The 24,607-nt window shown below is 70.3% G+C and carries 23 protein-coding genes, 1 pseudogene and 1 riboswitch; of the genes and pseudogenes, 13 read left to right on the forward strand and 11 right to left on the reverse strand.

Going from position 1 to position 24,607, the window contains the following annotated elements; genetic code table 11:
- Positions 1 to 6 precede the first annotated feature (6 nt).
- Positions 7 to 1,518, forward strand: coding sequence for a PTS transporter subunit EIIC (locus tag ACIRD8_RS09385; RefSeq protein ID WP_403988365.1), 1,512 nt, complete (start codon positions 7 to 9; stop codon positions 1,516 to 1,518).
- 60 nt (positions 1,519 to 1,578) lie between these two features.
- On the opposite strand, the gene ACIRD8_RS09390 is transcribed toward ACIRD8_RS09385, so the two are convergent.
- The gene (locus tag ACIRD8_RS09390) at positions 1,579 to 1,770 is read right to left on the reverse strand and encodes a hypothetical protein (RefSeq protein ID WP_403988367.1); all 192 of its coding nucleotides are present in this window, start codon (positions 1,768 to 1,770) and stop codon (positions 1,579 to 1,581) included.
- Between the two features lie 139 nt (positions 1,771 to 1,909).
- Between ACIRD8_RS09390 and ACIRD8_RS09395 the strand changes: the two genes are divergently transcribed.
- On the forward strand, positions 1,910 to 2,077 hold the full coding sequence (locus ACIRD8_RS09395; protein ID WP_403988369.1) for a DUF5670 family protein: 168 nt from the start codon (positions 1,910 to 1,912) through the stop codon (positions 2,075 to 2,077).
- Between the two features lie 192 nt (positions 2,078 to 2,269).
- A complete protein-coding gene (locus tag ACIRD8_RS09400; RefSeq protein ID WP_403988371.1) occupies positions 2,270 to 2,623 on the forward strand; it encodes a PRC-barrel domain containing protein in 354 nt (117 codons plus the stop codon).
- A gap of 119 nt (positions 2,624 to 2,742) precedes the next feature.
- Here ACIRD8_RS09400 and ACIRD8_RS09405 read toward each other — a convergent pair.
- Positions 2,743 to 3,009, reverse strand: a pseudogene (locus tag ACIRD8_RS09405) (Uma2 family endonuclease); the annotation flags it as partial.
- A gap of 127 nt (positions 3,010 to 3,136) precedes the next feature.
- Here ACIRD8_RS09405 and ACIRD8_RS09410 point away from each other — a divergent pair.
- Positions 3,137 to 4,144 (forward strand): hypothetical protein, encoded by a 1,008-nt coding sequence (locus ACIRD8_RS09410; RefSeq protein ID WP_403988373.1) that lies wholly within the window; start codon positions 3,137 to 3,139, stop codon positions 4,142 to 4,144.
- Positions 4,145 to 4,162: 18 nt separating this feature from the next.
- Here the strand turns inward: ACIRD8_RS09410 and ACIRD8_RS09415 are convergent, their stop codons facing one another.
- Both ACIRD8_RS09415 and ACIRD8_RS09420 read right to left on the reverse strand, forming a co-directional pair.
- Positions 4,163 to 4,396, reverse strand: a complete 234-nt coding sequence (locus tag ACIRD8_RS09415) for a hypothetical protein (protein ID WP_099174079.1) — start codon at positions 4,394 to 4,396, stop codon at positions 4,163 to 4,165.
- Positions 4,386 to 4,625 (reverse strand): hypothetical protein, encoded by a 240-nt coding sequence (locus ACIRD8_RS09420; protein ID WP_403988375.1) that lies wholly within the window; start codon positions 4,623 to 4,625, stop codon positions 4,386 to 4,388. Before ACIRD8_RS09420 ends, ACIRD8_RS09415 begins: the two co-directional genes overlap by 11 nt.
- A gap of 119 nt (positions 4,626 to 4,744) precedes the next feature.
- Between ACIRD8_RS09420 and ACIRD8_RS09425 the strand changes: the two genes are divergently transcribed.
- From ACIRD8_RS09425 to ACIRD8_RS09440, 4 genes are all read left to right on the forward strand, one after another.
- Entirely contained in the window at positions 4,745 to 5,587 is an 843-nt protein-coding gene (locus ACIRD8_RS09425; RefSeq protein WP_403988376.1) for a Scr1 family TA system antitoxin-like transcriptional regulator, read from the forward strand.
- Positions 5,568 to 5,834 carry a DUF397 domain-containing protein gene (locus tag ACIRD8_RS09430; RefSeq protein ID WP_403988378.1) on the forward strand — a complete coding sequence of 89 codons (267 nt, stop codon included), beginning with the start codon at positions 5,568 to 5,570 and terminating at the stop codon, positions 5,832 to 5,834. Before ACIRD8_RS09425 ends, ACIRD8_RS09430 begins: the two co-directional genes overlap by 20 nt.
- A gap of 192 nt (positions 5,835 to 6,026) precedes the next feature.
- Complete coding sequence (locus ACIRD8_RS09435; protein WP_403988699.1) at positions 6,027 to 7,682, forward strand: sensor histidine kinase; 1,656 nt, start codon at positions 6,027 to 6,029, stop codon at positions 7,680 to 7,682.
- A gap of 35 nt (positions 7,683 to 7,717) precedes the next feature.
- Positions 7,718 to 8,371, forward strand: a complete 654-nt coding sequence (locus ACIRD8_RS09440) for a response regulator (RefSeq protein WP_403988380.1) — start codon at positions 7,718 to 7,720, stop codon at positions 8,369 to 8,371.
- A gap of 27 nt (positions 8,372 to 8,398) precedes the next feature.
- Here ACIRD8_RS09440 and ACIRD8_RS09445 read toward each other — a convergent pair whose 3' ends face one another.
- Entirely contained in the window at positions 8,399 to 9,349 is a 951-nt protein-coding gene (locus tag ACIRD8_RS09445) for an NAD(P)-dependent alcohol dehydrogenase (protein ID WP_403988382.1), read from the reverse strand.
- A gap of 59 nt (positions 9,350 to 9,408) precedes the next feature.
- On the opposite strand from ACIRD8_RS09445, the gene ACIRD8_RS09450 reads away from it, so the two are divergent.
- From ACIRD8_RS09450 to ACIRD8_RS09465, 4 genes are all read left to right on the forward strand, one after another.
- Entirely contained in the window at positions 9,409 to 10,050 is a 642-nt protein-coding gene (locus ACIRD8_RS09450; RefSeq protein WP_403988384.1) for a TetR/AcrR family transcriptional regulator, read from the forward strand.
- Between the two features lie 105 nt (positions 10,051 to 10,155).
- The gene (locus ACIRD8_RS09455) at positions 10,156 to 11,361 is read left to right on the forward strand and encodes an NAD(P)/FAD-dependent oxidoreductase (RefSeq protein ID WP_403988386.1); all 1,206 of its coding nucleotides are present in this window, start codon (positions 10,156 to 10,158) and stop codon (positions 11,359 to 11,361) included.
- Complete coding sequence (locus ACIRD8_RS09460) at positions 11,358 to 12,278, forward strand: RNA polymerase sigma-70 factor (protein WP_403988388.1); 921 nt, start codon at positions 11,358 to 11,360, stop codon at positions 12,276 to 12,278. The genes ACIRD8_RS09455 and ACIRD8_RS09460 overlap by 4 nt, the downstream gene beginning before the upstream one ends.
- 266 nt (positions 12,279 to 12,544) lie before the next feature.
- Positions 12,545 to 13,435 (forward strand): hypothetical protein, encoded by an 891-nt coding sequence (locus tag ACIRD8_RS09465; protein WP_403988390.1) that lies wholly within the window; start codon positions 12,545 to 12,547, stop codon positions 13,433 to 13,435.
- A gap of 148 nt (positions 13,436 to 13,583) precedes the next feature.
- Here ACIRD8_RS09465 and ACIRD8_RS09470 read toward each other — a convergent pair whose 3' ends face one another.
- On the reverse strand, positions 13,584 to 16,181 hold the full coding sequence (locus tag ACIRD8_RS09470; RefSeq protein WP_403988701.1) for a glycoside hydrolase family 9 protein: 2,598 nt from the start codon (positions 16,179 to 16,181) through the stop codon (positions 13,584 to 13,586).
- Positions 16,182 to 16,511: 330 nt separating this feature from the next.
- Positions 16,512 to 19,319 (reverse strand): glycosyl hydrolase, encoded by a 2,808-nt coding sequence (locus tag ACIRD8_RS09475; RefSeq protein ID WP_403988392.1) that lies wholly within the window; start codon positions 19,317 to 19,319, stop codon positions 16,512 to 16,514.
- A 262-nt stretch (positions 19,320 to 19,581) separates the two neighbouring features.
- Here ACIRD8_RS09475 and ACIRD8_RS09480 point away from each other — a divergent pair, with 262 nt between their 5' ends.
- Positions 19,582 to 20,013 carry a hypothetical protein gene (locus tag ACIRD8_RS09480; RefSeq protein WP_403988394.1) on the forward strand — a complete coding sequence of 144 codons (432 nt, stop codon included), beginning with the start codon at positions 19,582 to 19,584 and terminating at the stop codon, positions 20,011 to 20,013.
- A 127-nt stretch (positions 20,014 to 20,140) separates the two neighbouring features.
- On the opposite strand, the gene groL is transcribed toward ACIRD8_RS09480, so the two are convergent.
- From groL to thrC, 4 genes are all read right to left on the reverse strand, one after another.
- A complete protein-coding gene (gene groL, locus ACIRD8_RS09485) occupies positions 20,141 to 21,763 on the reverse strand; it encodes a chaperonin GroEL (protein WP_403988396.1) in 1,623 nt (540 codons plus the stop codon).
- 290 nt (positions 21,764 to 22,053) lie between these two features.
- A complete protein-coding gene (locus ACIRD8_RS09490; protein WP_003967346.1) occupies positions 22,054 to 22,260 on the reverse strand; it encodes a cold-shock protein in 207 nt (68 codons plus the stop codon).
- Between the two features lie 421 nt (positions 22,261 to 22,681).
- Positions 22,682 to 22,957: a MoaD/ThiS family protein gene (locus tag ACIRD8_RS09495; protein WP_099174090.1), complete on the reverse strand. Its 276-nt coding sequence runs from the start codon at positions 22,955 to 22,957 to the stop codon at positions 22,682 to 22,684.
- 193 nt (positions 22,958 to 23,150) lie between these two features.
- On the reverse strand, positions 23,151 to 24,449 hold the full coding sequence (gene thrC / locus ACIRD8_RS09500) for a threonine synthase (protein WP_403988398.1): 1,299 nt from the start codon (positions 24,447 to 24,449) through the stop codon (positions 23,151 to 23,153).
- An 18-nt stretch (positions 24,450 to 24,467) separates the two neighbouring features.
- Positions 24,468 to 24,595, reverse strand: a riboswitch (SAM riboswitch).
- Positions 24,596 to 24,607: the final 12 nt, after the last annotated feature.

The following is a 24,607-nucleotide window of genomic DNA, read 5'->3' on the forward strand; positions in this document are numbered from 1 at the left end:
CGCACCATGGCTACTGAAGACAAGAACCGCGCCACTGCCGCCGCGATCCTGCCGCTCGTCGGTGGCGCTGCGAACGTCGGCTCGATCGCCCACTGCATGACCCGGCTCCGGCTGGGCCTGCACGACCGTTCCCTCGTCGACGACGAGGCCCTCAAGGCCCTCCCCGCCGTGATGGGCGTGGTCGACGACGACACGTACCAGATCGTGCTCGGCCCGGGCACGGTCGCCCGGGTCACCCCGGAGTTCGAGCAGCTGGTCGAGGAGGGCCGGACGTCCGAGGACCCCGCCCCCGTCCACACGGCCGAGGAGCTGGCCGACAAGGGCGCGGCCCTCAAGGCGCAGCAGAAGGCGAAGAACGCGACCCCGTTCAAGCTGTTCCTGCGCAAGATCGCGAACATCTTCGTCCCGCTGATCCCCGCCCTGATCGGCTGCGGCATCATCGCCGGCCTCAACGGCCTCCTGGTGAACCTCGGCTGGCTGACCTCGGTCACCCCCGCCCTGGCGGCGATGGCCTCCGGCTTCATGGCGCTGATCGCGGTCTTCGTCGGCTACAACACGGCGAAGGAGTTCGGCGGTACGCCGATCCTCGGCGGCGCGGTCGCGGCGATCATCGTCTTCCCGGGCGTCGCGAACATCGAGGCGTTCGGCCAGCAGCTCTCCCCCGGCCAGGGCGGTGTCCTCGGCGCCCTCGGTGCGGCGGTCCTCGCGGTGTACGTCGAGAAGTGGTGCCGCCGCTGGGTGCCGGAGGCCCTGGACGTCCTGGTCACCCCGACCCTGACCGTCCTGATCTCCGGCCTCGTCACGATCTTCGGCCTGATGTACGTGGCCGGTGAGGTCTCCTCCGCCATCGGTACGTTCGCCGACTGGCTGCTCTCCACGGGCGGCGCGGGCGCGGGCTTCCTGCTCGGCGGCTTCTTCCTGCCCCTGGTGATGCTGGGCCTGCACCAGGCCCTGATCCCCATCCACACGACGCTGATCGAGCAGCAGGGCTTCACGGTCCTGCTCCCGATCCTCGCGATGGCCGGAGCCGGCCAGGTCGGCGCGGCCGCCGCGGTCTACCTCCGCCTCCCGCGCAACGAGTCGATCCGCAGGACCATCAGGTCCGCGATGCCGGCCGGTCTGCTCGGTGTCGGCGAACCCCTGATCTACGGCGTCTCGCTCCCGCTGGGCCGCCCGTTCATCACGGCCTGTGTGGGCGGCGCGTTCGGCGGTGGCTTCGTGGGCCTGTTCAACCAGCTCGGCGACTCGGTCGGCTCCACGGCCATCGGCCCGTCCGGCTGGGCCCTGTTCCCGCTCCTGGACGGCAACCACGGCCTGGGCTCCACGATCGCGATCTACGCGGGCGGTCTGCTCGTCGGCTATGTCGCGGGCTTCGTGGCGACGTACTTCTTCGGCTTCAGCAAGGCGCTGCTGACGGAGTTCAACGTCTCCCAGGAGCCTGCCGCCTCGACGGTCGCGGCCACCGGCCCGGCCTCGGCCTCGGGTGACTCCCCGGCGAAGGAACCCGCGAGGGTCTGACCATCCCGCCCCGCCCCTGACCCACTCCGTCCACTGAGCCGCCCGGTCCCTCCGGGCGGCTCAGTGCTTCTTTCGCGCCTCACGCTTACGGGCCGCGGCTGCCTCGGCGGCGATCTTCCGGCGGAATCGCCGCACCGACCAGCACACATAGCCGATGCCACCGACCAGCAGCAGCCCGAGCAGCAGAGCCAGCCAGCCGGGGATGCCGACCGGAGCGTCGTACTGCCGCGGGGGCGTGTAGGAAAGGATCACGGTCCCGCCGATCGTCGCTGGTGGCAGCACCCTACCGTGGGCCGCCCGCTCCCGGACGGCGAGGCCGGGAAATCAAATTCCCGATCCGATGTGTAGAGGAATTCGTTCCGGGCACCAGCTGTTTCGGAGGTTGATAACAATGGTTCCCCTGCTTCTCGTTCTTCTGCTCGCTCTGATCCTTTTCGGTGCCGGTTTCGCACTCAAGGCACTCTGGTGGATCGCGGTGATCGTGCTGGCGATCTGGCTCGTCGGGTTCTTCGCCCGGTCGAGCACCGGCGGCAAGCGCGGCCGGTGGTACCGCTGGTAGACCACTCCGACCAGCGCTGACGCGGGCGGCCCAGGACCCCATGGTCCTGGGCCGCCCGCGTTTTTCTCAATTCGCTGAATTCACCGGGTGTGACCCCGAAAAGTGCGGGCAGCCGAAAGAGAGAGCGGCACTCGTCCTCATCGCGACGAGGATTCGCCGTGCCGAATGAACCGTCGAGGAAGGAGCCAATTCATGAGCGACAACCTGTGGGGCTACCAGCCTACGAGCGGTCACACTGCGGGCGCCGACCTGACCGGATTCTCGGTCGAGGCCACGGACGGAAGCATCGGCAAGGTCGACAAGCACTCCGACGAGGTGGGTTCCGCCTATTTGGTCGTCGACACCGGAGTCTGGATCTTCGGCAAGGACGTCCTGCTCCCGGCAGGCACGGTCAAGGGCATCGACACCGAGCACAAGAAGATATTCGTCGACCTGACCAAGGACCAGATCAAGGACTCCCCGGAGTTCGACAAGCACACGCACGCGAACGACCCGGGCTACCACGCCCAGGTCGGCGGCTACTACGACAGCTACCGCATCATGTAGTTCGGGCGACACATGATCAGAGGCGGGGCCGGCTCCCATCACGGGGCCGGCCCCGCTGTCAGCCCGGGAAGCCGTCCGTGAGCAGCGTGACGTCGAAGGGCTCGGGCAGCGGGAGCGGCGACGTACAGCTTGTCGAGCGGCGCGACGTGCACACCGAGCGTCTGGTAGATCCCCAGTTCCTCGGGGAGGTTCGCGTAGAGCCTTCGCTGCACCGCGGCGGCAATGCCGCTGTGGTGCGCATGGGGCGGCGGCGTCAGGACGATCCGCGCTTCGTCGATCTCGACGCGCCAGCCTTCGGGCGCATCCAGTTCCCGCCAGGCCCGCAGCAGGTACGTCCACGGGAGGCCTTCGGAACCCTGATCACTTTCGACTACCGCAGCGGGCATCGCATGTCCCTTCTCCTGCGGGTTTTCGTCACGGCCGGAGAACCGGGCCGCCGTTCACCCGCATCTCAGTGGGCAGAGGCTGATCCCGTCACCGGGCAGCGCATGTCGAGAGTAAGAGGCGGAACGTATGACGAACGGTCCCACCACCTCCGGGGAACTGCGGGCGGAGGAGGGCGGGGGCGGGCCACGGCACGGCATCGTCCGTACGGCGTTCGGCGTCCTGCGCCGGGACGGGCGCCCGCTGTTCGGGCTGACGGCACGCGTGGCCGGACTGGTCGCCCTGGGGGCTCTGCTGCTGACGGCCGTGGCGTTCCTCGTCGCCTGGCCCACGTTCACCGAGATACGAGCGGGCGCGATCCGGGCCGAGGCGTACGACGGGGACTCCTACGCACCCGACGGCCGCCGGGTGCAGCACCTCTGGCTCATCCTCCTCGCCTGCATGCCGTTCCTGATCCTCCTGCTGCACCTGGGATGCACCGCCATCCAGACCGCGTCCGCCCGTGCGGCGGCGGCCGGAGGGACGCGCGGCCGATTCCGTACGGTCCTGGGCGTGTACGCGCTGCGCGGAGTGCTCGTGTGGGCTCCGGTGGTACTCGGGATCCTGGTGGAGGAGTACTTCACGACCACCCTGTTCCGCGAGTACACCGTGCTCGTCCCGAAGTGGGAGTACCCCAACCTGTTCGAGGTGCTGCGCTACGGTCCGCCCCTGCTCGGCCTGACGATCGCCCTCGTCCTCCGGCTCGGCTGGACCCTCGCCCCGGTCACCGCCGCGACGGAAGGCCTCGGGCCCTGGGCCGCCATGCGCCGCTCCTGGTCGCTGACATGGGGCCGGCCCTTCTCCGCCTGGTTCCGCACCGTGGCCGTCGCGCTGCCCCTGGGCGCGCTCACCGTCGGCCTGTACCTCCTGCTCCACCCCGCCGCCCGGCCCCTGCGCTCCTGCGCGGTCTCCCTCTTCCTGGAGTGGGGCCCGGACAACACCTACGGCGCGTACGTCGCCGGGATCCTCGCCCCGATCGCCGCCGCCCTGCTGCTCACCGGCGCACTGGTCCTCGCGCCGGCGCACACCGTCCTCGCCGTGCTCCACCAGCGGCTCGTCCGGGCCCGGGAGCCGCAGGCGGCGGCCACCCGGGCGTGACACCCCGGGGCGCCCGCCTCAGGGCAGCCGCCCCTCCCGGTTGATCTCCCGCACCCGCGCCCGCAGCACGAGCCCCGGCGGGGCGGGCCGGACGGCTTCCGGCGGGCAGTCCCACTCCGCGCCACCGCCTGGCGGACGCAGTTGTACGTACGGTCCGACGCGGCCCATCACCCGGCCCACCCGGCCGTCCCGCCCGTCCACGGCGAACGTGCCGGGCTCCGGTGTACACGGCTCCAGTCCTTCAACTGTCATGAGCCACCGCCGCTTCCAGCTGCACACTCAGCCGCATGGCCGTCTCGATCGAGCACCGGCCGAGGTCGACCAGCGGAGTCGGCTCGTTGCCCGCGCACGACACCGGATCGATCCGCAGCGACGGCAGCTTCACGCCGACCCCCGCCAGCCCGTCCCGCAGCCGCGCCACCGCGTCCTCAGCCGCACGCACTCTGCCCGCTGCTTCTTTGCGCCGTTCCGTAGCCGTCATCATGATCTTCCCCATTTCCACGCTGAGTAGTGGGTATGCCTACTCAGCGTGTCCAATTCGGCGCTACCGTGGAAGAGGCGCAGTTCCAACATCCGCAGATGTGTCACCAGGGAGTCGCCTTGCCCGGACCCAAGAAGCTCGATCCCTCCTCCTCACCCCGTGCCCTCCTGGGCGCCGAACTCCGCCACCGCAGAGAGGCGGCGGGCCTGTCACAGGACGACCTCGGGGCGCCCCTGTTCGTCAGCGGCTCGTTCATCGGACAACTGGAGGCCGGCACACGGCGCATGCAGGTGGACCAGGCCCAGAAGCTGGACGAAGTGCTGGGCGCGGGCGGCTTCTTCGTACGGAACTGCGCGGCGCTGAAGAAGTCCAAATACCCGGATCACTTCGCGGAGGCGGCGGAGGCGGAGGCCGTCGCGGAGACGATCAGGGAGTACTCACCGCTGCTCATCCCGGGGCTTCTACAGGCCGAGTCGTACGCGCGGGCGGTCTTTCTGGGCTACCGGCCGACCGCCCCGGAAGAAGTGGTGGACGAGCTCGTCGAGGCCAGAGTTGCGCGGGCCAGCTTGTTGTCCCATCCAACAACGCCCCTGGTTTGGACAGTTCTGGATGAGGCCGCCCTGCGGCGGAGAGTCGGCGGTTCTGCGGTGATGCGCGAGGCACTGACCCACCTCACCAAGCTGATGCGGCAACGAGGCATCATCGTCCAGGTGTTGCCGTTCAGTGCGGGCGGACACCCGGCGATGGGCGGGCCTCTCAAGCTCATGACCTTCCCCGATGCACCTCCCCTGGCCTACCTGGACGGGCTGGGATCAGGACAACTACTCGACGACCCATCATCGGTGCGGTCGTACGAACTGACCTACGATCTACTGGTGGCCAGTGCATTGTCACCCGATGCATCCCTGGCCTTGATCGATTCAGTGGCGGAGGATTACGCCCATGAAGATCAACAGTTCTGACTACGACCTGACCACAGCGACTTGGCACAAGTCGTCCTACAGCGACGGCAGCGGCGGCAACTGCCTGGAGGTAGCCACCTGGCGCAAGTCCACCTACAGCGGCGGCGACGGCGGCAACTGCCTGGAGGTCTCCGACGGCCACCCCCACGTCGTCCCCGTCCGGGACTCCAAGGTCACCGACGGCCCGTCCCTCGTCTTCCGGACCGCCGCCTGGTCCGCCTTCGTCGCCGACCTGAAGCGCGGCTGAGCGACTTTCGTCGTTCCGCGTCGCGACCAACGGCTACAGCGGCGCCGGACCGGAGGTCTCTACCGTGGGCGCGTGACTCGTCTGGATTCCACGGCAACCGCGCACCCCGCACCCACCCTCCACGCATCGGCGGTGAGGACGCGGCTGGCGTCCTGGTCGGCCGTACCGGGGCGAGCCCTCCTCGCGCCCGGGATGTGGCCGGCCGGGCGCATCGTGGGCGAATCGTTCCTGAGCCTGGCGCTCGCCCTGGTGGGGGTGGGCGCAGGGCTTCTGGACGACGAGAACACGGCGGTGGCCGTCGGAGTCGGCGTGCTGGCGGGGCTGTTGTCACTCCTGCGCCGAGGGCTGCCTGCGTCCGTGCTGCTGGCTGCTGCGGCCGGTTCCGCGCCGTTCTTCGGGTTCGCGCCCCTGCTCCTCGTCGTCGCCTGGTCGGCCGGGCGGCGGATCGACGGACTCGGCAGGGCGTGCGCTGTCTTCGGCACCGCGTACGGCCTCACCCTCGGCCTGACCGCGGCGTGGGAGTCGCACACGTCGTTGCCGCTCCTGGCCGTCGCCGGGATGTTCATCCTGGTCGCGATCCTCGTCCCGGGGCTCGCGGGACGCTACTGGTCGCAGCGCCGGACCTTGACCGACACGCTCCACGAGTACAACGCCCAACTCCTGCGTGAGCGGGCGATGCTCGTCGGTCAGGCCAGGATGTTGGAGCGTCAGCGCATCGCGCAGGACATGCACGACAGCCTCGGCCACCAACTCGCGCTGATCGCGGTGCACACCGGCGCGCTGGAGGTGGAACGGGAGTTGACGGGCCAGCAGCGCGAGGCCGTCGGTGTGCTGCGTGAGGCGTCGGTGGCCGCGATGCACGAACTGCGCGACGTCGTCGGCGTACTGAGGGACGGTGCGGACGCCGGCCCGGCCGCCGGGGCCCCTCAAGGCGGCGAGGGCCCCGGGGCGCCGTCCCGTGGGGTGGCGGGCATCGACGATCTGGCCGAGACGTCCCGGAAGGCCGGTACGGCGGTGGAGGTCCGGCGCTCGGGCGAGGCCCGCCCGCTCGCGACCACCGCCGACCACGCGGCGTACCGCGTCGTCCAGGAGGGCCTGACCAACGCCCATAAGCACGCTCCGGGCGCCTCGATCTCCATCGGCCTGCGGTACGAGCCGGACTCACTGGTCGTGGAGGTCGCCAACGGCCCGGTGGCACAGCCGGTGCCCAGCGGTGTGGCGAGCGGCGGCCAGGGGCTGACCGGTCTCGCGGAGCGGGCCCGGCTCGTCGGCGGCATGGTGCACGCAGGCCCCACGGCCGACGGCGGGTTCCGGCTGGCCGGCGTCCTCCCGTACACCTCGCCCGGTGACGCGAGGAAGACGTTCGTCGCCCCGCAGGACGACTTTCGGGCGCAGAATCCGGCGGGCTCCGGAGGTGAGGCTGGACCGGTCATCGAGTGGAACGGTCTCCCGAAGGAGTTGGCCAGGGCAGTGAACAGGACCAAGAGGGGCAACGGGATAGCCATCGGGTGCGGGGTGGCGGCCCTGGTCGGCGTCGTGGTCGTCATCGCGGTGGTCGTCGGGGTCGTCTTCCTCGTACGGGAGGCGGACAAGGCGATGATCGAACCCGCGCAGTACGACGCGGTGAAGATCGGCCAGTCCGAGCGGTCCGTCCGCGACGCGCTGCCGCACGGCGACTCGTTCATGAACACCGGCCCGGGTGCCGGAGCGCCGCCGGAGCCCGACGGCTCGACGTGCCTCACCCTCCTCTCCTCGGAGATCGGGAGCAGCCTGGACGCGGACCCGGTCTTCCGGTTCTGCTTCAAGGACGGCAAGCTGATCGAGAAGAAGTCATTCGAGGCGACCTGAGGGAACATGGCCGATCAGAACCGCTCAGGAGAGTCGTGATCAGGGTTCTTGTGGCGGATGACGAGCCGCTGATCCGGGCGGGCATCCGGATGATCCTCTCGTCGGCCGATGACATCGATGTGGTCGCCGAGGCGGCCGACGGCCGTGAGGCGGTCGAACTCGCCCGCTCCCAGCGGGTCGACGTCGCGCTGATGGACATCCAGATGCCGGTCATGGACGGGCTGACGGCCCTCGGCGAGCTGCGCCGGGCGGCCCCTCAGGTGAGCGTTCTGATCCTGACGACGTTCGGGGAGCGGCACAACGTGCTGCGGGCCCTGACCGGGGGAAGCGCGGGCTTCCTGCTGAAGGACTCGGCCCCGGCGGAGCTGATGCGGGCGGTCCGGGCGGCGGCGGGCGGCGAGGCGTATCTCTCGCCGGGCGCCACCCGGCACGTCGTGGACTCGCTGGCCTCCGGCGGTGCCACGCAGCGGGCGGAGGACGCCCGCCGGAGGCTGGAGAAGCTGACCGACCGCGAACGCGACGTCCTGGCCCTCCTCGGCGAGGGCCTCTCCAACGCGGACGCGGGTCAGCGGATCCATATGAGCGAGGCGACGGTGAAGGCGTATGTGAGCCGCATCCTGGCCAAGCTGGAGTGCGAGAACAGGGTGCAGGCCGCGCTGCTGGCGCGGGACGCCGGCCTCGGCGTGTGAGTGCGGGGCGGCTCGGACCCCCAGGATTCAGATCACCTGGATGACGTGCTTGCCCCGCACGCCGCCCGCCTCCAGTGCGCGGTGTGCGGCGGCGATCTCGGAGAGCGGGTGGACGGTGTCCACCACGGGGCGGATCGCGCCGCTCTCCGCGTACCGGGTCATCTCGGCGAGCAGATCGTGCTTCGGGTTGCCGCTGAAGAACTGGACGCGCCCCCGGCCATGGACCGTCGAGGCGAGCACGTAACCGAGGCTCGCGGCGATGTGGTCCAGGTCGAAGGCGATGGAGACCATACGGCCACCGGGGGCCAGGAGCCGCCGGAAGGACCGGAGTTCGGTGCCGACGGTGTCCAGGACGACGTCGAAGCGGCCCAGGTCGGACGGCCCGGTGGTCGTGTAGCTGTGGGCCTCGTCGGCGCCCAGCTCCCGGACGAAGTCGAGGTTCTTCGTGCCCGCGAGAGCCGTGACATGGGCGCCGAGCGCCTTGCCGAGCTGGACGGCGATGCTGCCGACGCCCCCGCTGCCCCCGCGCACGAGCAGCCGCTGGCCCGCTTCGAGGCGCGCCTTGCGGAAGGCCGTGATGGCGGTGGTGCCCACGGGGAGGGACGCGGCCTCGACCAGGCCGAGGTTCTCGGGGGCGTACGAGAGGTTCCGGGGCCGGACCGCCACGTATTCGGCGGCGCTGCCGAAGGTGCGGGGCAGAACGCCCCACACCCGGTCGCCGGGGCGCAGGCCCTTGACGGCGGGGTCCACCTCGGCGACCTCGCCGGCGAAGTCGATCCCGGTGCGCTGCGGGAACTTCCGGCCGGTCACCAGGCGGACGCGTCCCGCGCGGCCGTACAGCTCGCCGCCGTTGACGGTTGCCGCGTGGACACGGACCAGGACCTCACCCTGTTGGAGTTCCGGCACCGGGACCGTGCCGACGTAGAGCACGTCGGGAGGGCCGTAGCTGTCGTAGAGCGCCGCGCGCATGTCGTTCATGTTCTCCACGGTAAGCCGGTAAACGGACGACCCCCTCCGTTTGGACTAAAGTGAGAAACATGCCTGCTCAGACCTCTCACAAGCCGCCCCGGGACGGCCTGCGCGCCGACGCCAGGGAGAACCGGGACCGCATCCTGAAGGCGGCGCGCGAGGCGTTCGCGGCGCAGGGCATCGACGTCCCGGTGGCGGCGATCGCCCGGCGGGCCGGGGTCGGCGTCGCCACGCTGTACCGCCGCTTCCCCACTCGGGACGCTCTCGTGACGGAGGCCTTCGCGGAGGAGCTCGACCACTGTGTGTCCGTGCTGGACGAGGGGCTGGCGGACCCGGACCCCTGGCGCGGGTTCTGCACGGTGATCGAGCGGGTCTGCGTGATGCAGGCGGCGGACCGGGGCTTCACCCAAGCGTTCCTGACGGAGTTCCCCGACCAGGCCGACTTCGCGCGCGAGCGCTCCCGCGCCGAGGAGGGACTGGCGCTGCTGGTCCGGCGGGCCAAGGACGCGGGCGGACTGCGCCAGGACTTCGAGCCGAGCGACATCACCCTGCTGCTGCTCGCCAACTGCGGGGTCACGACCGGCGCGGACGAGGAGGCGGCCACCGCGTCCCGGCGCCTCGCCGCCTATCTGCTGCACGCCTTCCGAGCCGACGGGGCGGTACCTCTGCCGCCTCCCGCGCGGCTCGGACTCGACCGCATCCACGAGTAGAACTCACCTCGTGATGTGACTCAGGTCACCTTCAGGTCGTGTCACAGCCGGGCCCTCTGCTTGCGTCCCGAGATCGTCAGCAAGCAGCGGAAGAAGGCGGACACCATGGACACACAGCGCGAGACCGACCGGCAGACCCCCCACCGCGTCCTGATCCTGGGCGCGGGATACGCGGGCATGGCCGCGGCCGTCCAGCTGGCGGCCCGGACCAGGCGCCAGGAGGACGTACGGGTCACCCTGGTCAACGCGCAGGACCGTTTCACCGAGCGGCTGCGGCTGCACATGGCGGCGACCGGACAGCAGCTCGGCGAGCTGAGCATCCTGGAGCTGCTCGACGGCACGGGCGCGGAGTTCGTACGCGGCTGGGTGACGGCGGTGGACGCGGACGCCAGGACCGTACGCATCGACGACGACCGGGTCCTGCACTACGACACGCTGGTGTACGGGCTGGGCAGCGTGGCCGACACCTCGGCGGTGCCCGGCGTCGAGGAGTACGCGTACACCCTGAACGGCCCGCAGGAGGCCGAGGCGGTGGCCCACCGGCTGGCGGGGCTCGGCAGCGGCACGGTGGTCGTGGGCGGCAGCGGGCTGACCGGTGTCGAGTCGGCGGCGGAGATCGCCGAGCGGTACCCGGACCTGGACGTGGTCCTGCTGGGCCGCGACGAACCCGGCGCGCTGATGAACCCGAAGGCCGGGGCCTACGTACGGTCCGCGCTGGACCGCCTGGGCGTCCGGGTCCGCAGCGGGTGCGACGTGGTGAAGGTGCTGCCGGACTCGGTCGAGCTGGCGGGCGGGGAGAGCATCGCGGCCGGCCTCGTCCTGTGGACCAGCGGCACCCGGGTCTCCCCGCTGGCCGCCGCGGCGGGCCTGGAGGTCGACGAGCGCGGCCGGGTCGTCACCGACACCACCCTGCGGTCCACCTCGCACCCCGAGGTGTACGCCGTGGGCGACGCGGCGGCGGTCCGCCAGGGGTACGGCGTCATGCACGGCACCTGCCAGGGCGGGATGCCGACCGGCGTGCACGCGGCGGTGTCGGTCCTCCGTACGCTGCGGGGCAAGCGGCCCAAGCCCTTCCGCTTCGGCTACTACCACACGCCGGTGAGCCTGGGCCGGGAGGACGCAGTCGTGCAGTTCACCCGGCCCGACGACAGCCCGCGACGGATGTACCTGACGGGCCGGACGGCCGCCCGGTATAAGGAGACGGTGACCGCCTCCCCCTGGCCGACCTACGGCCGCATGAAGAAGCTGCCCGCGTCGGGCGCGTTCTGGCCGCGCGGTGGCCGCTTCACCCGGATCCGGGGGGCCAGGTGACCGAGTCACAGGCCGACCCCGGCCAGGAGGCGTTCGACCGGTACCGCAATCTGCTGTTCTCGGTGGCCTATCGCATCCTCGGCACGGCGGCCGACGCCGAGGACACCGTGCAGGACGCCTGGATCAAGTGGTCGGCCGCCAACCGCACCCAGGTCGCCGACCCCAAGGCGTATCTGGCGCGGATCGTGTCGAACCTGGCGATGGACCGGCTGCGCTCCACCCGGCACAAGCGCGAGGTCTATGTGGGGCCATGGCTCCCGGAACCCATCCTGACCAGCGCGGACACCGCGGACACCGTCATGGACGCCGAGTCGGTGTCCATGGCCATGCTGGTGGTGCTGGAGACGCTGAGCCCGCTGGAGCGCGCGGTGTTCGTGCTGAAGGAGGTCTTCGACTTCAGCCATGCGGAGATCGCGGAGGCGGTGGAGCGGTCCGAAGCCGCCGTACGGCAGGCCGGGCACCGCGCCCGTGCACACGTACGGGCCCGGCGGCCCCGCTTCGCGGCAGACCGGTCGCAGCAGCGCGACGTCACCGAACGGTTCTTCACGGCGGCGACCGGCGGGGACATGAACTCCCTGCTGGAGCTGCTCTCCCCGGACGTCACGCTGTGGACGGACGGCGGCGGCAAGGTCCGCCAGGCCCTGCGCCCGGTCGTGGGCGCGTCCACGGTGGCCGCCTGGTTCGCGGCCATCGGGACCGTCACCTACCAGGGGGTCGAGCCGGCCGACATGAAGGCGGAACTCGTCGAGATCAACGGCGGGCCCGGCCTGGTCTTCAGCGGGGCGGGCCGCGTGATCGCCACGGTCACCTTCGACTTCGACGAGTCCGGGCGCATCGCGACCATCCACAACGTCGCCAACCCCGACAAGTTGGAGGCCGTCGGAACGGGGGCGCCGTACTCCCTCGGCACGCGCTGAGCCGGACGCGGTGAGCCAGTCACGAGCCCTTCGCGGACCTTCGCGGACCCGAAGCTCAAGTCCTGGAGTCCGAGCGCTCTTTCAGAGGAATGGGTGGAGGGATTGATTCCCACCCACCCACCCTGCCTGCACAGTTGACCGAATGCGACCGACTTGCCACGGGCCGTGGCCACGCTCTAGCGTGCCAACTCCATAGACCAGACGACCCCCGTCGGTGCGCCAACACCGGACAGGGGTCTGACCAACGAGATCGGACAGACGATCTGATGGCTGCCAGCCAGCTTAGTGCCGCCCCCCACGCCCCGTACGTGCCCCCGCACCCGATGGCGAACCCCGGTTACGGCAAGCGGTCCGCCCCGGACCAGCGCCCGCGCGGTGAGCGCGACTTCGCGCATCTGCCGCCCCGTGAGGCCGCCGTCGCCGCCTATATCGACCGGCTGCCCGACGGCTCCGACGTCTCCGTGAAGACGCTGGCCCGGTGGCTCCCGTACGGCCAGTGCGCCCTGCGGACCGCGCTCAACAGGCTCCAGGCGGCCGGGCATCTGCGCCGGGGCCGTGAGTGCGTCACCACCGACGAGGTCATGCTCTGGGTGACGCGGACGTTCTTCTCCCGGACCGCGCGCGACGACGCCTGGTGGGCGGCGTTCACGCGCGGCGACGTACCGCAGGAAGCTCCCCGACGGCCCACGCGCAGCCGGGCCTTCGTCCTGCTGGCCGCCCTGGGGCGTACGGCGCCCGCGCTGACCCTGTCGGCCGCCGAGTGCGCGAGCCTGGAGCCGCAGGTCAGCGAGTGGTTCGCGCGGGGCGCCACCGAGGCCGAGCTGCTGCACGCCCTGACCGACGGGCTCCCCGTGCCGGTCCACCACGCCGCCTCGCTGCTCCGCAGGCGGCTCACCGACAAGCTGCCCCCGCCCCGGCCCGCCCCGGAACGGCGGACCGCCCTGCTCAGCCTGGAGTGCGGCGAGTGCCGCGCCCCGGGCAGCCCGGAAGCCCTCGCGGGCGGGCTGTGCGCACCGTGCCGGGGCGAGGCCGACCCCGCCGTGGCGGGCCCTCCCGGCGCCGTACCCACCGGCGGGGTGCAGGAGCGGATGGCCTCGGTCCGCGCGGGCCTGGTCCCACGCTCCGACCGGACGGCCTGGTCACGGGGCCGCCGCTGAACGCTGAATCGGGAGCGGTTTCGGACGCTTCCGGGGCGACGGCCCAGGTGCGCGGTGCGGGCGACGTGCCGAAACCACTCCCGAATGAGGGGCGTACGGACCCGGCGCCGATGCACAGCCCCGGGCCCGTACGCCACCGACGCGCTGGTCAGCCCGTACTGCAGGCGCGGCCGTTCAGCTTGAACGCCCCCGGGTCCGGGTCTGGGGCCGGGCCGGGGGCCGAGGTGTTGAAGCCGAAGTCGACCGCCGCGCCCGGCGCGAGGGCCTTGTTCCACGCCAGCGGCCTGGCGCTGACCGTGCGGCCGGACTGGGCGAACTCCGCGCTCCAGGTGTGGCTCAGCCGCTGCTCACCGGAGAGGAGCCAGGTCAGCTTCCACGGGGAGACCGGCTCCGAGCCGGTGTTCCTGACGCGGACCGTGACCGTCGAGCCGCTGTTCCACGGGTGCGAGGAGTACGTGACCTCGCACGCGCGGGCCGGGGCCGCCTGCCCGCCGTCGCCGGCGTCGTCCAGGTAGGAGGCGATGAAGGCCAGCGGCGCGTTCCAGTTGACGGTGATCTCGTTGGTCGACCAGGAGCCGATGTCGTCGATGTAGCACATGGCCGGGGCGCAGCCGCTCAGCTTCTCCGCCGCCACCGGGTCGCCGGAGGCGATCGCGGTCAGGTTGGGCCCGCCCGCGAGGGAACCGGGCGCCGGGTTCGGCAGGGTGGCGTCGTACTGGTGGGCCCAGAAGCGGTGGTGCTGGTTGTGCGAGTTCCGCTCGCCGTAGCCGGTGACGTACGACTGGTTGAGCGGGTTACGGCCGAGGAGGTAGTCGGCGCCGCTCAGCACCGCGTCCTGGTAGGCGGCCTTGCCGGTCAGGTCGTGGGCCGTGGCCAGCACGATCATGTTGTTCAGGACCTGGCTGTTGGACCCCCAGACGTAGTCCTGGTCCTTGGGCGCGTACGGCAGCCCGTACGCCTGGGTGCGGGACTGCTCGGCGTAACGGTCGGCGGCCGTGGTGACGACCGAGCGGACCTCACCGAGCTGGTCCGCCGTCAGGCCGTTCGGCACGGTGGCCAGCGTGAGCACGCCGAGTCCGCCGGTGGAGCCCCAGGAGATGCCGCCGCCCGCCGGGAAGACCGCGTCCGCGTCGCCGTGCAGGTCGGAGGAGAGCACCGCCTGGCGGTAGGTGTCCTTGCCCGTCGTGGTGAACAGCTCGGCGGCCGCCCAGTAGAACTCGTCCGAGACGTCGTTGTCGCTGTACGCGCCGCCGCCGGTGCCGTCGTCCGGGTCGGCGAGGACGTCCGGGTGCTGCTTCGCCGCGGCCCACGCGGTCTCGGCGGCCGTCAGGCAGCGGTCCGAGAAGTCCTGGTCGAAGGGGGCGTAGAGCCGGGCGCACTGGGCGGCCGAGGCGGCGAGATTCAGCGTGGCCGCTGTCGACGGCGGGTGCAGTTCACGCTGCTGGGGGTCGAGATGCGGCTTCGTCGGGAGCCCGGTCCACGCGGCGTCGTGCATCTTGTGGTGCACCATCCCCGCCAGCGGTTCACCGGCCGGGACCTGCATCTTGATCAGGAAGTCCATCTCCCAGCGCGCCTCGTCCAGGATGTCCGGCACCCCGTTGTCGCTTTCGGGAACCCGCAGTTCACCGTCGCCCAGCTCCGCCGACTCGGCGTCCGGCGCGGTCAGGGTGCGCTCGTACGTGGCCATCAGTTGGGCCACCGAGATACCGCCGTTGACCACGTACTTCCCGTGGTCGCCCGCGTCGTACCAGCCGCCCGACACATCGAGCCGGTAGTCGCAGACACCCGGCTGGCACGGGACGTCCGTGTCGCCCTTGTTGGGCGCGACACCGATGTGGCCGGCCGGGCGCGCGTACTCCTCGCCGACGAGGTCCGCGTCGATCTCGATGCCGCTGCGGTTGTGGTAGAAGTACGCCAGCGCGTCGGAGCGGAGCCCGTCGTACAGGTCGTCGCCGATCGCGAACGGCTCGCTGACCTCGCCGTCGACCTCCACGGTGTATCCGTCACCCGCCGTGGTGAGGTCACCGAAGTCGAAGGTGTGGACCCGCTGGAGCGAGCTGGGGTCCTCGCCCTGCGGGGCGGTCCTACCGGTGGCGGCCGTCGTGCCGTCCGCGGCCTTCACCGTCCAGGTCAGCGGCTCGTCGGCGTCGGTGACCACGGTGCCGCCCTTGGGGCCGTGGGGCAGATACCCGACCTGGTTGACGCGGACGGGCGACCCGGTGTCCGGTACGTAGACGGGGGGCTCGGCCCCGCCGCGAAGCGACACGTCGTCCAGGCAGAAGGTCGACGCCTTCTCGCCGCCGCCGATCTGCAACTGCACCGACGCGGCGGGCAGATCCACCGAGGCCGTGAAGGTGCGGCTCACCGGCGTGGCGTCCGTGCCCACCGGGTCCGCGCTGGAGAGCACCGTCGTGTACGGCTCCGCCGCCTCCTGGACCCGGGTCTGGACTGTCAGGGGCTGGGTCGAACTGGCCGTGTAGGCCAGCTCGTAGCTCTCGCCCGCGACGATCGGGACGTCGTTCTGGCCGACGATGACGTCCCAGGCGTTGGACGTGCCGGCGGGGACCTCGGTGCACAGCCGGCCGTCCGACACGGCCGCCGTCGCGTTCGGCGTCCACCACCACGAGGCGGTACCGGCAGCGAAATCGCCGTTGGTGATCTGCTCGGGCCCAGGTTCGGCGGCCTGTGCACCGGCCGTACCGGGCAGGGCCAGGACCGCCGCGCACAGTAAGGCGGCGGCCGAAATCCCGGACACGCGGCGCCCCTTCCGGGGGCGGACGCGCACGGGCCGTGCGGGCAGTGGTGAGGCATTCACCGGGAGGGCCTTTCGTCGACGGAGGCGGTGGGGGGAGCGCGGCTCTCGCGATGCGATGGGAGCGCTCCCATCACAGTGTGAAGGGTGAAGCGCATGTTTCGCCAGGGTCATGACAGAGATCGGGGCGGCGGGAACCGTGGTGAGAACCGCCCGGGCCGGGCCGGGACCGCGAGGACTCCGCGATCCGGCCCGACCCGGGTGGAAGGCCCTATGGCTTGTGGGGCCCGTATGGCCTGTATGGCCTGTATGGCCTGTATGGCCCTAGGCGAACGGGATCTTCACGACCGCCGCGTCCGTGCCGGTCTGCACCTGCGAGGTGCCGTTGCCCAGCGCGTTCCAGATCTCCAGCCGGACTGTTCCAGCCTTGAGGTTGCCCAGGCTGCCGGTCACCGCCGCGGTGCCCACCGCCTGGGTGTACTCCTCCCACCCCGCGACCGGGTCGGTCGCGAAGTAGCGGTAGGTCTCGGTCCGGTCGAAGGTGCCGTCGCCGGTGAGGTCGTAGCTGACCCGGACCTGCGGGGCGAGCCCGACCTTCGTACCGGCGTCGACCCGCAGGCGGAACGCGGTGGACGCACCCGCCGCGAGCGTCCCGTCGACCTTCTTGATCTCGTAGACCGTCGGCCTGTACGGCGTACCGTCCCGGTTGACGCCGTCGGCCGAGGCCAGCGTGTCGGCTCCCGCCGCGCCGTCCGTGGCGGTGGTGAGGGTGCCGCCGGACTTCAGCCGGAAGGTGTTCCCGGTGGACGGACCGGGCTCCTCGGGATCGGGATCGGGGTCGGGATCGGGGTCCGGGTCCGGGTCGCCGCCGGCGCCCGTGCCGGTGGCCGTGGAGCGGGCCGGCACCGAGAGGGTCTTGCCGTCGGAGAACGTGACGGTGCGGGCGGTGGAGTCGTAGTTGTGAGCGGCGTAGGTGCGGACGCCGTTCCGGGAGAAGACGGCGGACGTCGGGATGTTCCCGCTGACCGTCAGATCGGGTGCGCCCAGGCTGTCGAGCGTGGTGATCCAGTGGTAGGTGTGCGCCTTGGACTCACCCTGCTCAGGGGAGTAACCCCCGTTGCCCGCATCCCACTTGGCCTTGGCCGCAGCGGGGTCGGCCAGCGACTCGAACTCCCACAGGAGGTCGCGCCACTCGACGGCCGGTCCGCCGTTCTCCCTCTCCATCTCGGCGATGTTCCGCTTGATGGCGGCCTTCTCCCGGGCCAGGTGCAGGGATCCACCGGTGACGGGGAGGACATTGATGCCGTGGATCTCCTCCGGGTTCGCGGTCCACCAGGTGGAGTACGCGCCGCCGCTGCCCCACACCATGCCGACCGTGTCATGCCCGAAGGTGCCCGGGAAGACCTGCTGGTCGGCATCGAACCAGTACTGCGTGATCGCCTCCGACTCGGTGGCCAGCAGGTAGCTGCCGAGGTCGCGCAGGCCGGTATCGCCCGTCGCCGCGCCCCACAGGACGAGCCCCGCGCTGAGGTTGATCGACTCCGACGACGACTCCTGGTTGTTGCCAGCCGCGAAGCCCTGGTGCCCGGAGGCCCAGCTGTGGCCCGCGTACACGTCGAAGCCGCGCAGGAACGGGTACGCGGAGTCGGTGCGGCTCGGGTTGGCGGTGTCCCGCACCAAGGTCTTGACCATGGTGCCCCAGGCGGAGTCGGCCGCCCACGCCTGGTCGTACTGGGCGACGATCGCCGCCGCGTAGACGTAGTAGCTGTAGTGGAAGTGGTGGTCGTTGAGCTCGGTGTCGCTGCCGTACGAGGCCGGGTAGCCGGTGAGGGTCTTCCAGTCCTTGTCGTAGCTGAACTCACTGGCCCCGCCCGCCGTGAACCACTCCTGGAGGCGGCCCTTCATCAGGCCGAGCAGCTTGTCCCGGATGGCCGTCTGGCCGATCTGGTCGGCCACCGGCACCAGCTGGGCGAGGCGGCCGAGCGCCTTGCCGGTCCAGTAGGTGTCGGCCGCCCCTACGAGCGGGTCGGAGGCGTTCGCCACCTCGTTCAGATAGCCGGTCAGCCGCGCCTTGTCGACGCCGGTGGACGCGGGCAGCGCGGGCAGCACGCCCTGGTTCTTCTGGCTGGTGGTGAAGGAGGCGGACTCCCGGACCTTCATGGTGCCGCGCGGGGAGACGTACGTGTACGGCGTGAGCGCATCGGAGGTGTGCAGCCACTGGTGGCGGTACAGCGCCTGGAGCGTGCCGCGCTCGGTGCCCTCCTTGGCCTCCGTGGTCAGGCTGTAGGTGGCTTTGACCGTGCCGCCGGTGGACTCCCAGGCCACCTTGGAGCCGGTGACGAAGCTGAAGGCGTACTTCCGGTAGGTCGCGAGCGCGTCCGTGGACGGCAGCACGGCGAGCGAGAAGTAGTCCTTGCCGCCGAGCCCGGCGGTGATCGCCGTGCCGGAGACGTTCCAGTCGCTGCCGGTCGGAGCGAAGAGGGCGTAGTGGTGGCCGGCGACCGTGATGCCGAGGACGTTGCCGTTGTCCGCGAAGACGGTGGGGGTGCCGGCCGTGGTGATGCGGGCGTCACCGCCGGAGCCCTTGGCGTACACGAAGGGCATGCCGTGGCCGATGGTCGTGCGCAGGGTGCGGGTGCCGTCCGACCAGTAGGGGGTGACGGTCCAGTCGGACCAGTCGTCGGCCTTGGTGTCCGGGGAGTTCAGCCCGTTGAGGCCGACGGTGAGGTCCGCCTTGTGCGCGTACTCGTACTGGCGGCCCTCCCCGACGATCGCGGGCGTGGTCGGGTAACCGACCTCCAGTCCGCCGGAGGTCGCCTGGTAGGTCAGCGGGTGCCCGTACATCGGGGTGGAGTACGGGTTGTCGCCGTACCGCTGGTAGGCGAGGGAGGACCACCAGTCGTTGGTCGGCACCGGCCTGTCCTTGGCCGCCGCCGTGAGCTTGGGCGTGACCGGAGCTCCGGTGTTGGTGGTGGGACCGGAGGTACCGGCGGGGCGGCTGTCGGTGTAGCTGCCGGAACCCGCGGGGATGGTGGCGGCTGCCGCCGGGGACGCGGCAGGGCCCAGGCCTACGGCGGCCAGGGCGAGGGTCAGGACCGCTGCGGCTGCGGGTCTGGAGAGTGAGGCTTGCATGGGGCAGCACCTCGTCACGGGGGGTGGAGAGCTTTGAGAGCGCTCTCAGATGCCAAGGAACGTAAAACTTTTAAAACTCCGGGTCAAGAGAGCTGACAGATACGGGAGTTGGGCGTAACGCATCGTTGCCATGCATTCGAGTGTTGACGGGAAGAGGCCCCTGGCAAGGTGCTCCGGGCTCAGAGGGTGGCCGCGGTGCTTTACGCTCCTGCCTGCACGGACCGTCCGCGCCCGTGTCCCGTGCAAGGCCCCGAGGTGCCGAATGACGCGTTCCCGCTGGTCGTTGCTGGTGCTCGCCCCGCTCGTGTGCACTCTCGCGGGCTGCGGGAGGCTCGCCGTCCCCCCGACCCCCAAGGGCGAGCCGATAGGGCTGTCCCTGCCCCAGGCCGCCGTTACGTGGACCGACGAGCGGGGCGGCAGGCTGGAGCTGAAGCCGGACGGAACGATCACCGCCGACCACGTCTGCAGCGACTACGACATCATCGACGGCACCGACGAACCCAGATCGGGATCGGGCACCTGGGAAATCCAGGCCGATGGGGACGGGACCACGGTCCAGGTGTCGTTCCGGGATGCCGGCGAGGAGAGCTGGTACGCGGCGCTGCGCAACGGCGGGACGCTCAAGCTCTGGACCTACGTGGGCGACCCCGACGAAGGCAAGCCCCTCTGCATACTGGCCGCTCCCGCCGGGTGAGACACCCGCAGCACGCAACGACGCCGCCCCCCGGGAACGGATCCCGGGGGGCGGCGTCGCACGGATACTGCGGTACTGCGGTACTGCGGGGTGCTACGGGTCCTGCATGGAGCTGCTGATCCGAGGATCAGAAGTCCATGTCACCGCCCGGCATGCCGCCCGGAGCGGCCGCAGCGGCCTTCTCCGGCTTGTCGGCGATGACGGCCTCGGTGGTGAGGAAGAGCGCGGCGATGGACGCGGCGTTCTGCAGCGCGGAGCGCGTGACCTTCGCCGGGTCGATGATGCCCTCGGCGATCATGTCGACGTACTCGCCGGTCGCGGCGTTCAGGCCGTGCCCGATCGGCAGGTTGCGCACCTTCTCGACGATGACGCCACCCTCGAGACCACCGTTGACGGCGATCTGCTTGAGCGGGGCCTCCAGCGCGAGCTTCACGGCGTTGGCGCCCGTGGCCTCGTCACCGGTCAGGTCGAGCTTCTCGAAGACGGCCGAGGCCTGGAGCAGAGCCACGCCACCACCGGCGACGATGCCCTCCTCGACGGCGGCCTTGGCGTTGCGCACCGCGTCCTCGATGCGGTGCTTGCGCTCCTTGAGCTCCACCTCGGTGGCGGCGCCGGCCTTGATGACGGCCACGCCGCCGGCCAGCTTCGCGAGGCGCTCCTGGAGCTTCTCGCGGTCGTAGTCCGAGTCGGAGTTCTCGATCTCGGCGCGGATCTGCTTGACGCGGCCCTGAACCTGGTCGCTGTCGCCGCCACCGTCGACGATGGTCGTCTCGTCCTTGGTGATGACGACCTTGCGGGCGGTGCCGAGCAGGTCGACGCCGGCGTTCTCCAGCTTGAGGCCGACCTCCTCGGAGATGACGGTGCCACCGGTGAGGATGGCGATGTCGCCGAGCATGGCCTTGCGGCGGTCACCGAAGCCCGGAGCCTTGACGGCGACGGACTTGAAGGTGCCACGGATCTTGTTGACGACCAGCGTCGACAGAGCCTCGCCCTCGACGTCCTCCGCGATGATCAGCAGGGGCTTGCCCGACTGCATGACCTTCTCGAGCAGCGGAAGGAGGTCCTTCACGTTGCTGATCTTGGAGTTGACGATCAGGATGTACGGGTCGTCGAACGACGTCTCCATACGCTCCATGTCGGTGGCGAAGTACGCCGAGATGTAGCCCTTGTCGAAGCGCATACCCTCGGTGAGCTCGAGCTCCAGACCGAAGGTCTGGGACTCCTCGACGGTGATGACGCCTTCCTTGCCGACCTTGTCCATCGCCTCGGCGATCTTGGCGCCGATCTCGGTGTCGGCAGCGGAGATGGAGGCCGTCGAAGCGATCTGCTCCTTGGTCTCCACGTCCTTCGCCTGCTCCAGCAGAGCGGCGGAGACGGCCTCGACGGCCTTCTCGATGCCACGCTTCAGAGCCATCGGGTTGGCACCCGCGGCGACGTTGCGCAGGCCCTCGCGGACGAGCGCCTGGGCGAGAACGGTGGCGGTGGTCGTACCGTCGCCGGCGACGTCGTCCGTCTTCTTGGCGACCTCCTTGACCAGCTCCGCACCGATCTTCTCGTACGGGTCCTCGAGCTCGATCTCCTTGGCGATGGAAACACCATCGTTGGTGATCGTGGGCGCGCCCCACTTCTTCTCGAGGACGACGTTACGGCCCTTGGGGCCGAGGGTGACCTTGACGGCGTCGGCGAGCTGGTTCATCCCGCGCTCGAGACCGCGCCGTGCCTCCTCGTCGAACGCGATGATCTTGGCCATGTGAAGTGGTCCTCCCGGACAGGGGTGGATTTCTCCGGACCGAGAGGCGCCCGCGACGGACGGCCAGCGTGCGCGGTGGTTCATTGCTCCACCGTGCCTGCGGGCCTCACCGGCCCGGTCCAAGTTTCTGTCACTCTCACCTGGAGAGTGCTAACGCCAATGATTAGCACTCGACCCCAGAGAGTGCAAGCGCCTTCCAGGGGAACCGCGGACGCACGCGGGGCCCGTACCCCGGTGGGAGGTACGGGCCCCGCGTGCGTGAGTAGTGTCGTCGGACGACCGCGCCGAGCTCAGCCGACGGCGAGCTTGACCATGTCGGCCTGGGGCCCCTTCTGGCCCTGCGAGATCTCGAATTCAACTCGCTGACCCTCTTCGAGGGTGCGGTACCCGTCCATCTGGATCGCGCTGTAGTGGACGAAAACATCCGCACCACCGTCGACCGCGATGAAGCCGTACCCCTTCTCCGCGTTGAACCACTTGACGGTGCCCTGAGCCATGCCTAACTCCCCTATTACTGGCCCTTGCACGAGCACCGCACTTCGCGGGCCCGGGTCAGAACTCACCCTCCGACAGGAGAGGGTGGCGTGCGCCGGAACGCGTCGACCGCGGCCGAATGTATCTGCCCAACTGCCCTCTGCAACAGGTCAATCGGACGAGAATTCTGGGCACACGTGATCGCACGCATTGGGGGAATTCATAGGATTCCAGGGCAAGTCGGGCCTGACAAAGGCCACTTATGCCTCAAGGAGTTCACGTACTTTGGCTGCTTCTTGTCGCGGCCGGGCGCATTCTCATATGCGGGCGGCATGGGCAGCTGCGGGGACTTCCCCAACTGTACCGCGCTCAACCATGCAGAATGGCCCCCTCCGCTTCTATCGCGGAGGGGGCCACGGTGCTCACACTGCGCAATGCGCGGGATCAGCCTCCGGCGACGGCCGGGATGATCGAGACGCCCGCGCCGTCCGGGGTGACCGCGTCCAGGCCGCCCTCGAAGCGCACGTCGTCGTCGTTGACGTACACGTTGACGAAGCGGCGCAGCTTGCCCTGGTCGTCCAGGACGCGGGCGCCGATGCCCGGGTGGTTCTGCTCCAGGGAGGCGATGACCTCGGAGAGGGTCGCGCCCTCCGCCGGGACCTCGGCCTGGCCGCCCGTGTAGGTGCGGAGGATGGTGGGGATACGGACCTTGACGCTCATGTGGGTGCCTTCCTTCGGTCTCGGGTGGTCAGAAGCTGTTGTCTTACTCCGGTTGGGATCAGGTCGAGGGGGCTGGTGCCTTCGGATCCAAGGCGGAGGAGGGCGTCGACGCGGAGCGTCGGCAACCGACGACAACGCCGGAGACGGAGGTGCCAGCCCCCTCGACCCCCGACCGGGGTAAGACAACAGCTTCTCAGTTGGCGGCGGCGAGGCCCGCGTCGCGGAACGCGTCCAGGCTGGGCCGGATCGTCGCCGACAGGCCGGTCGTGGGGGCGACCGCGTCGAGCGTCTTCAGTCCGTCGCCGGTGTTCAGGACGACGGTGGTGAGGGACGGGTCCAGCAGGCCGGCGTCGATCAGCTTCTTCGTCACGCCGACCGTCACCCCGCCCGCGGTCTCCGCGAAGATGCCCTCGGTGCGGGCCAGCAGCTTGATCGCGTCGACCACCTGCTCGTCGTTCACGTCCTCCACGGCGCCGCCGGTGCGCCGGGCGATGTCCAGGACGTAGGGGCCGTCGGCCGGGTTGCCGATCGCCAGGGACTTGGCGATGGTGTTCGGCTTCTGCGGGCGCACGACGTCGTGGCCGGCCTTGAAGGCGGCGGAGACCGGGGAGCAGCCCTCGGCCTGGGCGCCGAAGATCTTGTACGGCTTGTCCTCGACGAGGCCGAGCTTGATCAGCTCCTGCAGGCCCTTGTCGATCTTCGTGAGCTGCGAGCCGGACGCGATCGGGATGACGATCTGGTCGGGCAGCTGCCAGCCGAGCTGCTCGCAGATCTCGTACGCCAGGGTCTTGGAGCCCTCGCCGTAGTACGGCCGGAGGTTGACGTTGACGAAGCCCCAGCCCTCACCGAGCGGGTCGCCGATGAGCTCCGAGCAGAAGCGGTTGACGTCGTCGTAATTGCCCTCGATGCCGACCAGTTCGCCGCCGTACACCGCGGCCATGACGACCTTGCCCTGCTCCAGGTCGTGCGGGATGAACACGCAGGAGCGGAAGCCGGCGCGGGCGGCGGCGGCGCCCACGGCACCGGCGAGGTTGCCGGTGGAGGAGCAGGAGAGGGTGGTGAATCCGAAGGCGCGGGCGGCCTCGACGGCGATGGCGACGACACGGTCCTTGAAGGAGTGCGTCGGGTTGCCGGAGTCGTCCTTGACGTACAGACCGCCGGTCACGCCCAGCTCGCGGGCCAGGTTGTCGGCCTTGACCAGCTTGGTGAAACCGGGGTTGATGTTGGGCTTGTCCGCCACATCGGAGGGGACGGGCAGCAGCGGCGCGTAACGCCAGATGTTGTCGGGGCCCTCGGCGATGCGCTTCTTCAGCTCTTCGGGGGAGCCGCTCGGCAGGTCGTACGCCACTTCGAGCGGCCCGAAACAGGACGCACAGGCGAAAATGGGACCGAGCTCGAAACGCTCGCCGCATTCGCGGCAGGAAAGCGCTGCGGCGGGACCGAGGTCCACGGTGGAAGAATTGGTGTCGGCTGCAACTGTCTGCACGGCCATGATGGCGGAGGCCCTTTCTCCTCATCTTCCTTGCGACGTATTTCGCCACAAGACGGAATTGGCACCTTCCCCACCGTGACCTCGCGGTCGGCAGGAGGGTTGCCGGGACTTCAACGGGCCGTTCCCTCAGTCCCTCTGGATGAGCGCTATGGCACCGG

This window comes from Streptomyces sp. NPDC102451 (genome assembly GCF_044765485.1).
In the GTDB taxonomy this organism is placed as follows: domain Bacteria; phylum Actinomycetota; class Actinomycetes; order Streptomycetales; family Streptomycetaceae; genus Streptomyces.